The organism is Rhodococcus koreensis (assembly GCF_017068375.1).
Taxonomy (GTDB): domain Bacteria; phylum Actinomycetota; class Actinomycetes; order Mycobacteriales; family Mycobacteriaceae; genus Rhodococcus_F; species Rhodococcus_F koreensis.
Map to the genome: position 1 here is coordinate 4002489 of NZ_CP070609.1, position 13608 is coordinate 4016096.

10 protein-coding genes are annotated in these 13608 nt (G+C 68.6%); 2 read left to right on the forward strand and 8 right to left on the reverse strand.

The window, feature by feature from the left end:
- Positions 1-7 precede the first annotated feature (7 nt).
- From JWS14_RS18390 to JWS14_RS18400, 3 genes are all read right to left on the reverse strand, one after another.
- On the reverse strand, positions 8-1444 hold the full coding sequence (locus tag JWS14_RS18390) for a uracil-xanthine permease family protein (protein WP_072945079.1): 1437 nt from the start codon (positions 1442-1444) through the stop codon (positions 8-10).
- Positions 1445-1609: 165 nt separating this feature from the next.
- Positions 1610-3313 (reverse strand): PucR family transcriptional regulator, encoded by a 1704-nt coding sequence (locus JWS14_RS18395; RefSeq protein ID WP_095861492.1) that lies wholly within the window; start codon positions 3311-3313, stop codon positions 1610-1612.
- Between the two features lie 91 nt (positions 3314-3404).
- Positions 3405-4508, reverse strand: coding sequence for an XdhC family protein (locus JWS14_RS18400; RefSeq protein WP_072945077.1), 1104 nt, complete (start codon positions 4506-4508; stop codon positions 3405-3407).
- Positions 4509-4690: 182 nt separating this feature from the next.
- On the opposite strand from JWS14_RS18400, the gene JWS14_RS18405 reads away from it, so the two are divergent.
- A complete protein-coding gene (locus JWS14_RS18405) occupies positions 4691-5878 on the forward strand; it encodes a CaiB/BaiF CoA transferase family protein (protein WP_206014012.1) in 1188 nt (395 codons plus the stop codon).
- Between the two features lie 18 nt (positions 5879-5896).
- Here the strand turns inward: JWS14_RS18405 and JWS14_RS18410 are convergent, their stop codons facing one another.
- A complete protein-coding gene (locus tag JWS14_RS18410) occupies positions 5897-7258 on the reverse strand; it encodes an amidase (RefSeq protein WP_206014013.1) in 1362 nt (453 codons plus the stop codon).
- A gap of 142 nt (positions 7259-7400) precedes the next feature.
- Between JWS14_RS18410 and JWS14_RS18415 the strand changes: the two genes are divergently transcribed.
- Positions 7401-8573: an MFS transporter gene (locus JWS14_RS18415; RefSeq protein WP_206016088.1), complete on the forward strand. Its 1173-nt coding sequence runs from the start codon at positions 7401-7403 to the stop codon at positions 8571-8573.
- 42 nt (positions 8574-8615) lie between these two features.
- On the opposite strand, the gene JWS14_RS18420 is transcribed toward JWS14_RS18415, so the two are convergent.
- From JWS14_RS18420 to JWS14_RS18435, 4 genes are all read right to left on the reverse strand, one after another.
- Positions 8616-9377, reverse strand: a complete 762-nt coding sequence (locus JWS14_RS18420) for an SDR family NAD(P)-dependent oxidoreductase (RefSeq protein ID WP_206014014.1) — start codon at positions 9375-9377, stop codon at positions 8616-8618.
- Between the two features lie 34 nt (positions 9378-9411).
- A complete protein-coding gene (gene gdhA, locus JWS14_RS18425) occupies positions 9412-10791 on the reverse strand; it encodes an NADP-specific glutamate dehydrogenase (protein ID WP_206014015.1) in 1380 nt (459 codons plus the stop codon).
- Positions 10792-10830: 39 nt separating this feature from the next.
- The gene (locus JWS14_RS18430) at positions 10831-12228 is read right to left on the reverse strand and encodes an MFS transporter (RefSeq protein ID WP_072945071.1); all 1398 of its coding nucleotides are present in this window, start codon (positions 12226-12228) and stop codon (positions 10831-10833) included.
- A gap of 64 nt (positions 12229-12292) precedes the next feature.
- The gene (locus JWS14_RS18435; protein ID WP_206014016.1) at positions 12293-13588 is read right to left on the reverse strand and encodes a flavin-containing monooxygenase; all 1296 of its coding nucleotides are present in this window, start codon (positions 13586-13588) and stop codon (positions 12293-12295) included.
- Positions 13589-13608: the final 20 nt, after the last annotated feature.

The following is a 13608-nucleotide window of genomic DNA, read 5'->3' on the forward strand; positions in this document are numbered from 1 at the left end:
TGGCAGATCACGTGAGCTGACCGACCCGGTCCGGGACCGTTCCGTCGTCGGTGGTCGGCTTCGGGTGGTGACGGCCGGTGCCTGCGTCGTCGGGGTTGTCGGCGTCCTTCGGGGCGATGACGCGGCACAGGTGGTACATCCCGATCACCACGATCGTGCCGAGCGCGATGCCGCTGAGGGAGAAGCTGTCGCTGAACGTCAGCTCCACGTCACCGATCGCGATGATCAGGCCCGCCGCGATGGGCATCAGGTTGAGCGGATTACCGAAGTCGACGCCGTTCTCCTTCCAGATCTTCGCGCCGAGCAGGCCGATGATCCCGTAGAGCACAACCGTGATTCCGCCGAGCACGCCGCCGGGGGTCGCGGAAATGACGGCACCGAACTTGGGGGAGAAGCCCAGCAGCATCGCGATCACCCCGGCCGCGGCGTACGCGGCGGTCGAGTACACCTTGGTCGCGGCCATGACGCCGATGTTCTCCGCGTACGTCGTCGTGGGGGATCCGCCGACGCTGGTAGCAATGGTGGTGGCCAGGCCGTCGCCGATCAGGGCGCGTCCCATCATCGGGTCGAGGTCGGTCTTGGTGATCTCCGCGACGGCCTTGACGTGTCCGGCGTTTTCCGCGATCAGGGCGATGACACCGGGCAGCACGAGGACGATGAACGTGAGACTGAACGACGGCGCGTGGATGCCGACGATGCCGTTCGCCTCGTCGGAGAACGGCGGAAGCCCGATCCACGACGCCGAGGAGACGCCGTCCCAGTTGACGCGGAAGTGCTCGGTGACCGCGCCGGCGACCGGGTCGTACGACGTGATCATGCCGGTCGTCAGGTCGAGCACCCACGACAGCACGTAGCCGAACAGCAGGGTCAGGAAGATCGCGACCCGCCCGAGGAATCCGCGCAGCGCGACGCTCGCCACCACCAGCACGACCATCACCGTCAACGCGACCCACTGGTCCTGGGGCCAGTACGTTCCGGCGACCACCGGGGCCAGGTTGAACCCGATCAGCATGACGACGGCGCCGGTGACCACGGGCGGCAGGATCTTGAACACCACCCCGCCGCCGAGGAAGTGGATCAGCACGCCGATCCCGGCGAGCACGAGACCCGACACCAGGATCGCGCCCGTCACCTGCGCGGACGTGCCGCCCTGGGCACGGATCGCGGCGATGCCGCCGACGAATGCGGCCGACGTCCCGAGGTAGCTGGGAATCCGGCCCTTGACGACGAGCAGGAAGAAGAGCGTGCAGAATCCCGACATCATCACGGCCAGTTGAGGATTGAGGCCCATGATGATCGGGAAGACGAACGTGGCCCCGAACATCGAGACCACGTGCTGCCCGCCCAGCCCGATCGTGCGGCCCCAGCTGAGCCGTTCGCTGGGGGTGACGACCTCCCCGGGTGCGATGGTCTTGCCATCTCCGTGCAGTGTCCAGATAGGCATAGGGGGACCTTTCAGACAGGTGGCGGTGCAGGGGTGCCGGCGGGCCGCTTCTGGCGATGTGCCGCACGTCACAATTACACCTCGATAGGAGGGAAACGTTATTACAGCGTCAGCCACCCGGCGTGAGAAGAATCTGCCAGGGCGTGCCCGGCGAAATTGGCAACTTTAGGAATTGATGCCGCGCATCGCCATGATCTTGAGGGCGAGCGACAGGTCGAGGCGCAATTCGGGGTGATCGGTGAACGACCCGAGCATCTTCTCCAGCTTCACCACCCGGTACCGCAGGGTGTTGTAGTGAAAGTGGAGTTGACGTGCGGTTTCGGCGATGTTGATGTTGGTGGCGAGCAGCACCTCGAGGGTGCGCCGCATGTCCTGCGCCTCCGCTGTGTCCGCGGTCAGTTCGCGCAGCGTCTCGCTCGCGAACGACTCGAGTTCACGGTCGTCCTCGACGAGACTCAACAGCCGGTACACGCCGAGGTCGTCGAAATGCGTCACCGCCCAGGCGCCGGTGATCTGCCGTCCCACCTTCAGCGCGGTCCGAGCCTGACCGTAGAGGGCGGGGATGCCGTCCACCGAGTCCGTCGGCCGGGAAACGCCCACCCCGAACGGGCGGCGACCGCCGCCACCGGCGCCGCGCACAGTGGCGACGAGTTCGTGGACGAGGTTCATCGTGTCGGTGCCGACACCCATGAGGATCACCGTCTCGGTTGCCAGCGCGGTGACGGCGGCGCCCTGGTCGCGGCCCGCGACGGCGCTGGTGAATGCCCGCGCCTGCCGCTCGACGAGCGGCATCCGGGTGGGCATCGACGGTTCGTCCTCGCCGACCGGGTCGGGTTCGATCACCACGACCACCACGGGGCGGTCCAGGTCCCAGCCGAACGTCTTGGCGTGCGCGACCACGTGCTCGTGTTCGCCGCCGCGGCCGAGCAGCAGGTCGCGCACGAAGTTCGCGCGGTGCTTCTCCTCCACCGAGGAGACGACCAGTTCGCGGGCCACCACCAGGGCGCACACCGCGGCCGCCTGCTCGACGAGGTACAGGTCCTCGCTGCGCAGCGCGCGTCCGGTGCAAGAGTGCACCAGCCGCCCGTGGTCGATGCCGTTGGCCGAAATCGCTGATACCGCGATGGACTCGTCGCCCAGCCGGTGCAGGCCGAGCCCGCCCTCCGTGGAATCGGTGCGGACCCGTCCGGTGGAGTCGAGCGCTGCACTCGATGCCAGCCGGCTCAGTTCCGACTCGTCGCCCGCCCGGCACAACTGACGTCCGTCGGGTGTCGTGATCAGCACCGCCCCGCCCAATTCGGCGGCGACGGCGACGGACAGTTCGGCGAACCCGCCGCCTGCCATCACGACGTCGACGAGCACCCGCCGCAGCCGGTCCGCCTCGAACACGGCGTCGACCTGCCGGGCCGACAACTCCGCGAGAGCCGCCGCCAGCGGATGTGCCTGCGAGTACAGGTCGGCGACCACGACGACCGGAAGCCCGAGTTCGTCGGCCGCATCGGACATCTCGGCCGGCAGCGGCGCGGTGGGGTCGTCGAGGCGCACGGCGAGCCCAGCGACACCTCGCCGGTCGAGCCGGGCCAGGAACGCGTCGATCGGCTCGACCAGCCGGCCGAGAACCGCGGTCGTGGTGATCAGCAACTGTCCGGTCCGGAGCCACGGTCCGATGCCCGGCACCGCCATCACGGCGATGTTCGACACCTCACGCGAGGTGCCGCTCTCGCCGGCGACGAGGGTCGGGGAGACGAGCAGATCGGATGCCAACACGTCGGCGAGCGGTTGCGGCGCAACGCCCGGACCAGGCCCGTTGCCGGTGTCGGCGGCTGCGCGGAACCCGGGAGCGGAACTACCGGCATCCCTCGTCGTCACTGCAACACCCTGCTCACCTGATCCGACACTCGCCCCGGATGGCGCGAAAGCCTGACCTTAAGTCTCGACCCGAATACCCGTCAAACGTCGCTCACGCGGTGCACTCGAGCGGACGGCCGGTCCCGGCGGGCGCGTCACGGTGGATCGGACCGCTCAGCTGCTGGAGCTCGAGGCCCGTGGTTCCGCGGGTCGTCTTCATCATCTCGGCGAGGATCGACACCGCCGTCTCCTCGGGGGTGCGGGCACCCAGGTCGAGGCCGATCGGCGAATGCAGCCGCGCCAGCTCCGCCGCGGTCGTCCCCTGTTCGCACAGCAGCGCGACCCGGCGCTCGTGTGTGGCCCGACTGCCCATCGCGCCGATGTACGCCGCGTCCGATCGCAGGGCCAGTTTCAGCAGCGGGATGTCGAATTTTTCGTCGTGGGTGAGCACGGCCAGGACGGTCCGGTGGTCGACCGGTGCGGTCTCGAGGAACCGGTGCGGCCACATCACGACGACGTCGTCGGCGTCCGGGAACCGGGCGCGCGTCGCGAACACGGCGCGGGCGTCGATCACCGTGACGTGGTAGCCGGCGAACGCGCCCAGCGTGCACATGGCGGCGGCGAAGTCGATGGCCCCGAAGATGTACATCCGCGGTGGCGGCGCGAAGATCTCGACCATGCACACCGTCTCGGACCGCAGCTGATACACCTGCGACTCACCGGCCTCGAGCCGCCGGCGGACGCTGTCGACGTCGGCGCCGGGCAGGTCGAGGTCGCCCACCGGCCCGTCGCCGGTGATCACGCAACGCCGGGTCCGCGATCCGTCGCCGGTTTCCGTCACGACGGCGATCGATTCGCCGCCGCGGATGCGCCGCGCCGCGTCCGCGAAACCCGGGAAGTCGTGCCGCCCGATGCGCTGGACGAACACTTCGATGGTGCCACCGCACGTCAGTCCGACCCCGATCGCGTCGTCGTCGGCCACACAGAACACCTCGGTGCGGCTCCGCCCGTCGGCCAGCACGTCCCGCGCCGTCTCGTACAGCGTGCTCTCGACGCACCCACCGGACACACTTCCGAGCACCTCACCGGATTCCGACACGGCCATCGCCGCGCCCGGCGCCCGCGGGGACGACTTCCAGGTGCGCACCACCGTAGCGAGCGCGAACGTCTCGCCGCGGTCGAACCACGATTCCAGGCCCGTCAGGATGTCGCGCATCGTCTCGTCCTCCTCGGGTGCTTCTTCGGGTAGCTCACGCTAACCGGCCGTGACCTGCCGTCGCGGCACACAATGCGCCGAAATCCCCAGCGGCCGCTTGTGCATTCTCGCCATCGCTATCGACCGGCGAGTCCGCAATTCTCGGACGGTCCCCTTCCTTCTCAGAGAACCGAGGATCCACCATGAACCAGTTGCTCAGCGGGATCCGGGTCCTCGACCTCACACGGGCCCTCGCCGGACCGCTGTGCACGGCACTGCTGTCCGATTTCGGCGCCGACATCATCAAGGTCGAGACCCGTTCCGGTGGCGACAGTTCCCGGCAGTGGCCGCCGTTCGACGGCAGCGACAGCCTCTACTTCACCTCCGTCAACCGTGGCAAACGTTCGGTCGCTCTCGACATGCGTAGTGAGCAGGGCCGGAAACTGCTGCGCCGCATTGCCGTCGGCGTGGACGTCATCGTGGAGAACTTCCGTCCCGGCGTTCTCGCGGAGATGGGACTCGACCAGGAGTCGCTCGCCGCGGACAATCCCGGGGTGATCGTGATGAGCGTCAGCGGTTTCGGCCCGACCGGTCCCGAGCAGTTCTCGCCGGGACTCGATCAGGTCGCGCAGGGCATGTCGGGGCTGATGTCGGTGACCGGCGCCGGTGACCACACGCCGATGCGCGTCGGGATCCCGATCATCGACACGGTGTCCGGTATCTATGCGGCGCTGGGCATCACGGCGGCACTCGTGGCCCGGGGGCGGGACGGTGCGGGTCATCACGTGCAGACGTCCCTGCTCGAATCGGCGCTGTCGATCATGTCGTTCCAGGCCCAGGACTACCTGAGCACCGGACGCGTCGCGGAGCCGAACGGGAACACGCACCCCACGATCACGCCGTACGGCACGTTCGACACCGCCGATTTCCCGATCATCATCGCGACCGGCTCGGACAAGCACTGGGACTCGCTGTGCCAGGTTCTCGGGGATCCCGCCCTCGCCGACCGGCCCGAATACCGCACCGGCCAGTCACGACTCGCGCACCGGGACCAGCTCACCAAGGAACTTCTCGAACTGCTGTCCGTGCGTCCGGCCGCCGAATGGGTGACGCTGATTCGCGCGGCGGGCATCCCGTGCGGTCCCGTCCACACGATCGATCAGGCGTTCGCCGACCCGCAGGTGCAGGCCCTGAAGATGGTGCAGCCCGTGGCCACCCCGGACGGCGGTGAGGTGCCGCTGGTCCGGAGCCCGTTCTGGGTCGACGAGGAAACCCTGCCGATCCGGAATGCGCCACCGATGGTGCTGGGGCAGGACACGGCGGAGGTGCTGGGCGAATTCGGGTTGAGCGAAGCAGACATCGAGGGTCTGCGTCGCGACCACGTGATCTGACACCTGGCCGTGGTCGCCTCACAACCGGGCGGCCACGGCCAGCGCGACGTGCTCGCACCACGGCCGCGCGACGACCTGCACGCCGATCGGCAACCCCGACTTCGTGATTCCCACCGGAACGACGACGGACGGCAGACCCGTCACACTGATCGCGCGGCAACTCGCCAGGGCCTGAGCCCACGTGAGAGACTGCCCACCGACGTCGAACAGTTCTTCGCCGAGCGGCGGCGCCGGAATCGAGGCGACGGGAAGGACGAGGACGTCCCCCATCTCGCCGAGCAGCCGGTGCACCAGTTCCGATCGCCGCGCCCACAGCCGTTCGACCCCGCGCCGGTCCACGTCCCGCCCGTCGGCGAGCATCGCCGCGATGTTCGCCCCGAAGCCGGTGCCGAGTTCTTCGATGTCGGTGTGGGTTTCGACGGACCGCAACTTCCCGAACAGGTCGTTCCCCTCCGCCAGCGCCGCACCCCGGTACGGGCGGGCACCGAGTTGCCGGGCGACACCGGCGACGGCCGCGACGATCTCCTCGTCCACCGGGACGGTCCCCTCACCGGGTGCCCACGTGACGTCGAGACGTGGGAGGTCCACCGTGCCCGGGTCGGTCCACCGATATTGCCGGGACGAGAGCACCCGCAGCACGAGGGCCGCGTCGTCCAGCGTCCGCGCCATCGGACCGATCGTCTGCAGCGTGCCGTGCATGGTCGCCGGATTGGTCAGCAGGTGATCGCCCGACGGGACACCGGGATACTGGCCGTCGGGGTCGACCCGGCCGACGGTCGGGCGGACGGAGCGCAGTCCCGTGCAGTGCGCGGGCCAGCGCACCGAACCGCCGAAGTCGGTACCGAGGCCGACCACGCTCATCCCGGACGCGATCGCCGCCGCCTCGCCGCCGCTCGACCCGCCGGGTGAGCGGGGTACGCCGTCGGGCCGGAGTGGGTTCACGGTGTACCCGAACAGGTCGTTGTGCGTGAGGCCGCTGGCCCCGAACTCCGGGGTGTTCGTCTTCCCGACGAGGATCGCGCCGGCCGCCCTCATCGCGGCCACCGCGGGGGCGTCGACAGAAGGCACGTTGTGCTCGAGCGCGCGCGATCCCGCCGTCGTCCGGACACCCGCGGTCGCGATCAGGTCCTTCACCGTGAACGGCACCCCGGCCAGCGGACCGACGTCCTCACCTCGGCCGATCCGGCTGTCGAGGTCGTCGGCGGCCCGGATCGCCTGGTCCTCGGCGACGGTGACGACGGCGTTCAGCTCCGGGTTCCGCGCCTTGATGTGCGCCAGGTGGTCGTCGAGCACCTCGCTCGCGGACACCTCCCGGCTCGTCACGGCGCGGGCGATCGTCCGCGCGTCCGAGCCGACCCAGCTGCCGTCGTTACCCCACACATGTCCTCCTCGGCTCGTGCTCAGGGGTCGACGCTAGACATCCCCGGACCCGCCGCACACGGCCAGTGTCCACAGGAATGCGGAGCCCGACCTGTGAAGAGTTGATACTTCGCCGCGCTACCGGCTCTGGGAGGATCGGATGATGCTCTCGCCCTGGGTCCGCCTTGCCGTCGCGCTGTTCGCGGTCAGCTGGGGAGCCAACCAGTTCGCCCCGATGCAGCTGGTCTACCGCGAGCATCTCGGTCTCGGGAGCGGTTCGTTCACCGCGATGCTCGCGTCGTATGTCGTCGGTCTGATCCCTGCGCTGCTGTACTTCGGGCGCGTGTCCGACCGGTTCGGCCGGCGCGCGGTGATCCGTCCGATGATCCCCGTCGGCATCGTCTCCTCCCTAGTCCTGATCGCGGGAGCCGCCGTCCCCGACCTGCTCTATCTGGGACGGGTGCTGGCCGGACTCGCCTCCGGCATGGCGTTCGGCGCCGGCACCGCCTGGATGAAGGAACTCAGCTCCACGTCGCCGGCCGGGGCGGGTGCGCGCCGCGCCGCCATGTCGCTGTCCGCGGGATTCGGCTGCGGAGCGCTGTTCGCCGGCGTGATCGCGCAGTGGCTCCCCGAGCCGGAACTGCTCCCGTATCTGGTGCACATCGTGTTGATGGTCGGCGCCCTGGCACTGGTGTGGTCGGTGCCCGATGCGCGGGTCCGCGCGACGGACCTCGTCGCCAAGCCCCTGTCGGCGCTCGCGACCTCCCGGTTCCGGTGGGGCATCGCGCCCTGGGCGCCGTGGGTGTTCGGGGTGGCGACCGTGTCGTTCGCGACGCTTCCGCCGCTCGTGTCCGAGTCACTGCGCTCCACCTCGGTGGCGTTCACCGGTCTCGTCGCGGCACTGACCCTGATCACCGGGGCGGTGATCCAGCCGTGGGCCAAACGGTGGTCGCAGCAGGACGACGCCACCGGGATCCGGGTCGGCATCGTGCTCGGGGTGCTGGGTTTCGGGGCCGCGACCGTGGTCGCGTATACGCACGGTGCGCTGCCGGTGGTCGCGATCGTCGTCGCGGCCTTCCTTCTCGGATCCTGCTACGGGATCCTGCTCGGGTCCGGTCTCGCATCCGTCGAGAAGCTGTCGCCGGAAGACGAACTCGCGCAGACCGTGGCGGTGTTCTACTGCCTGATCTACGTCGGCTTCGCCGTCCCGTTCGTCATCTCACTCCTCGCCCCGCACGTCGGCTACGCCGCCTGTTTCGCGGGGGCGGCGCTGCTGATGCTGGCGTCCGTGGCCGTGGGCCGCAAGGCGAAGGATCCGCACCTCACCCCCACGTGAGTGGCAAAGTGTGCCCGGGCACGCTTTGCCACTCACCTGGGGTCAGCGGGTGCTGAACCCGCCGTCGACGACCAGTTCGGAGCCGGTGACGAAGCTGGCATCGTCGCTGACGAGGTAGGCGACGGCCGCGGCGAGTTCGGTGGGATCGGCGCGTCGACCGAGGGGCGTTTCCGGCACGACCCCGCCGTCGGGCTCCTGGGCGTTGATCGGGGTGCTGACACCGACGGGGACGAGGGCGTTGACCCGGATGCCGTCCGGAGCGAGCTCGAGTGCCGCGGTACGGGTCAGCCCGAGCATGCCGGCCTTGCTGGCGGCGTAGGCGGCATAGCCGATGGCGCCGGACGGGCCGAAGATCGAGGAAGTATTGACCACTGCGCTCCCGGTTCCTTTGCGCAGGAGCGGGATCAGGGTCCTCAACCCCAGGAAGGCGCCGGTGAGATTGACCGAGAGCACCCGGTTCCACACGTCGAGGCCGAGGTCTTCGAGCGGGGTGACGTCGACGATCCCCGCGTTGTTGACCAGAATGTCGAGCCGGCCGTGCTTCGCATCGAGCAGCCGATAGGCGGCGTCCCAGTCGTCGGGCGTGGAGACGTCGAGGTGCAGGTAGGTTGCGTCGAGGCCCTTGGCTCGGAGTTCTTCGGCGGTGCGGGCTCCGTCGTCGTCGAGGACGTCGGCGAGGAAGACGACGGCACCTTCACCGGCCAGCCTGTAGGCGTGGGCGGCGCCTTGACCTCGCGCACCGCCGGTGACGAGTGCGACGCGGTTCGTGAGACGGTGGGAAATTCCATTGCCGGAGGTAGGCACGAAAAGTCCTTTCGGTGGTGGGGTCGGGGACGGATCACACGACTCCTTGCGCGAGCATGGCGTCGGCGACACGGATGAATCCGCCGATGGCGGCGCCGGCGACGTAATTGTCTGCGTCGTCGGTGTAGGTGGCCGCGGTGGCCCGGGTGTGATCGTGGATGTCCCGCATGATGTTTTCGAGGCGGCTCTCGGTTTCCGCCCACGTCCACGACGTCCGGGCGGCGTTCTGCTGCATCTCCAGGGCGGAGGTGGCCACACCCCCGGCGTTCGCCGCCTTGCCGGGACCGAAGAGGACGCCGGCGTCGCGGAACAGTGCGACCGCCCCCGGGGTGCACGGCATGTTCGCACCCTCGGAGACGGCCTGAACTCCGTTGCGAATCAAGGCGGTTGCGTGCTGTTCGCCGAGTTCGTTCTGGGTGGCACACGGAAGGGCGACATCGCAGGGCAGGTCGAAGACGGAACCGGTCGTGACGTAGGTGGCGGACCGGCGTTCGGCGGCATACGCGGACAGCCGGGCCCGCCGGACCTCCTTGACGTCCTTGACGTCCTTGAGCAGGTCCACATCGATGCCGGCGTCGTCGACGACGAAGCCGCCCGAATCGGAGCAGGCGATCACGGTGGCCCCGAGTGCATGGGCCTTCTCGATCGCGTAGATCGCCACGTTGCCCGAACCCGAGACCACCGCGCGGCGGCCTTCGAGCGTCCCGCCGCGGGTGGCCAGCATCTCGCGCAGGAAGTACACGGCCCCGTACCCGGTGGCTTCGGTCCGCGCATGGGATCCGGCCCACCCGACGCCCTTCCCGGTGAGCACGCCGGCTTCGAAACGGTTCACGATGCGCTTGTACTGTCCGAACATGTAGCCGAGTTCCCGGACACCGACGCCGATGTCGCCGGCCGGCACGTCGGTGTGCTCGCCCAGGTGGCGGTAGAGCTCGGTGACGAACGACTGGCAGAACCGCATGATCTCGGCGTCGCTGCGCCCGGCCGGGTCGAAGTCGCTGCCACCCTTACCGGCGCCGATGCCCTGCCCGGTCAAGGCGTTCTTGAAGATCTGCTCGAAGCCGAGGAACCGGATGACTCCGAGGTCGACGGTCGGGTGGAAGCGGAGTCCACCCTTGAACGGCCCGAGGGCGCTGTTGAATTCGACCCGGTATCCGCGGTTGACCTGTACCTGTCCGGTGTCGTCGACCCACGGAACGCGGAACATCACCTGGCGTTCGGGTTCGCAGAGCCGTTCGAGGATCCGCGCCTCGACGTACTCGGGATGCCGGTCCAGGACCGGTCCGAGGGCGGCGAGGACTTCCTCCACCGCCTGATGGAAGACCGATTCCCCGGGGCTGCGATGACGAACGCTACGGAGAACCACGGAAACGTGATCGGTGGAAGGGAGAGTGTCGGTGTCCAGGAGTGTCATTGCTTCCTCCGCAACGAAGTGTCGATAGGGGGTCGGGTTCTACGAGGCGCCGTTCGGGCCGGTGAGGGTGGTGCCGGTGGGGAGGTCCGCAGGGGTCGCGGTGGTCTGCGCCGCCGAGGCCAGCGACTGGTTGCGGGTCTCCTCGGCCCAGAAGAAGCTGATGACGAAGCCGAGGAGGGTGATTGCGGCTCCGATGAGCATGGTGGTGCCCGTGCCCAGCGTGTCCAGCGACACCGGCACCAGGAAGGTCCCGGCCGCTGCACCGACGCGACTGATCGCGGTCGCCAGCCCGACCGCGCTGGCACGGATCTGGGTGGGGAACAACTCGTTCGGGTAGATGAACACCAGGATGTTTCCGGCGCTGTTGATCAGGGTGAACAGGAAGAAGAACACCATGACGAACCAGGAGGGGGCACCGGGCCACACGCCCAACGGCACGAGCGCGAGGGCGCCGAAGAAGAAGCTACCGAGGATCAGGGGCCGCCGTCCCCGCGTCTCGACCCATCGCATCCCGGGAAGTGCACCGAGAACGAAGCCCAGATTCAGGATGATCTGACCGAGAGTTTCCGAGGCACCGTTTCCACTGAAACCCATGTGCGAGAGAATGATCGGCCCGTAGGTGAACAGCGCGAACTGCGGGATCGCGAAGCACATCCAGAACAGTCCGCAGAATACGACGCGTCGCAGGTAGTCGCCGCGCAGCAGTTCGGTGAACCGGCCCGGGCCGGGGGAATCTTCGTCGGCGGCCAGGGTCGCGATCTCCTCGAGGGTGACATTGCGGCCGAGCACGTCCGACACGTGTTCGCGCGCCTCCTCGAGTCGGCCCTTCGCGACCAGCCAACGGGGCGACTCGTGGGCACCCATGCGCAGGAGCAGGACGATGACGCCGAACACCGCGCCGCTCGCCAGCATCCACCGCCACGACTCCGGTCCGTACACGCTCGTCAGCGCGAAGCCGACGAGGTAGGCGACCACCGCACCGACCAACCAGACCACCGACAGCAGGCCGATGATCGCGCCGCGGGACTTCTTCGGAATCCACTCGGTCAGAAGAGATGTCGCGATCGGATAGTCGGCACCCACCGCTGCGCCGATGACGAACCGCAGGGCGATGAGCTGCCACCCGGTTTCGATCCACAGGCAGGCCACGGAGGCGAGGATCATCACCAGCAGGTCGGCGGTGTACATCACCCGTCGGCCGATCCGGTCGGTGACGGGGCCGAAGATCAAGCTTCCGAAGAACAATCCGACAAGCGAGACCGCGCCGGCGAATCCGAGCGTGCTCGCGTCCAGGTCGAGGTCGGCGCTCGCACCCGCGAGGGCGACGCCGACGATACTGAGTAGGTAGCCGTCCAGGAACGGGCCACCGGAACAGGCGACGATCAGCTTCTTGTGGTATCGCGTCAGCGGACTGTCGTCGATGAGATGAGTGGTCATGGTGTGTCCTCGGGGAGGGGAGGTCAGGGGGTTGGCACAGCGTCGGGATGCGCGGTCGCGACGGTCACTTGCCGATGCGGGCGGCGTCGCCGACTGTCGCGGCGTAGGCGTCGAGAAGCCGTTCGGTGTCGGCGATCTGGTCGTTCCAGATGTCGCGGGGGATGTCGATGCGGTCTTCGGCCTCCTGCAGTCGCGCGACGTAGGCGGCGACGTCGGCGCCACCCGGCCCGGCCTGCTCGTGCAGGGTGATCATGCGTTCGGCGATCTCGGACTGCCGGCCGTAGACGGGGATCTGCGGGCCGCGCGGCGCGGCCATTCCGATGTAGTACAGCTTTTCGAGGCCCTGCGGGATGATGCCGCCGGCGTAGCGAAGCGGTCGCTGGTTGCGGCGGGCGATGAGGGCGTCGTCGACGAACGGCACGCTCGGGTGGAACCCGGTGGCCCACAGGATGGTGTCGTACTCCCTCGCCGTGCCGTCCGCGAAGTGGACGGTGTTGCCGTCGAATCGGGAGATGTCGTGGCCGACGACGCCGACCCGGCCGTGGTGGATCCAGTACAGCAGAAGGTCGTTGACGACGGTGGCACCGTCCGCGAGCGTGCGGTGCTTCGGGACCGGCATCCCGGGGTAGTCGGCGTTCTCGCCGATCGACACCCGGGCGAGCAACCGGGCGATCAGGTCCTGTTCGGAGGGTGAGAACTCGGCCATGAACGGCAGTTCCTGGCGCGGGCGGCCGAAGTACATCTTCGGCTGGAAGTACGAACCGTGCCGCACCACGATGTCGGCTTCGAGACGGTGCTGGGCGACGTCGACGGCGAGGTCGCAGCCGGAGTTGCCGGCCCCCACGACGAGCACACGGTTGCCTTCGATATCCCCGACGTTCCGGTAGCTGCCGGAATGAATCTGCTTGCCCGCGAAGGTGCCCGGAACGTGGGGCACCTTGGGGTCCCACAGGTGTCCGTTGGCGATCAGCACGCCGTCGTAGGTGCCGGCGCCGCTGGTGGTCGTGACGTTCCACCCCGCCGATCCGGTGGGGCCGTCGGTGTCCACGGGGGTGACCGACAGGACCTCGGTGTCGAACGAGATCCGCTTGTCGTGCCCCCGGGCACGGGCGTAGGAGGCGATGTAGTCGCGGATCTGGTCGCGCCGCGGGAAGTGCGGGTACTCCGCGGGCATCGGAAAGCCCTCGAAGTGGGTCATGTCGCGGGAGGTGATCAGGTGCAGGGCGTCGTAGTCGGTGTTCCAGTGGCCGCCGACGCGATCACTCTTCTCGTAACAGTCGACCTGGTAGCCACGCTCGGTCAGCACGTTCAGGGCCGAGAGTCCGGCCGCGCCGGCGCCGATGACACAGTAGGAAGTCATGGTGTTCCTTTCGAAGAGGG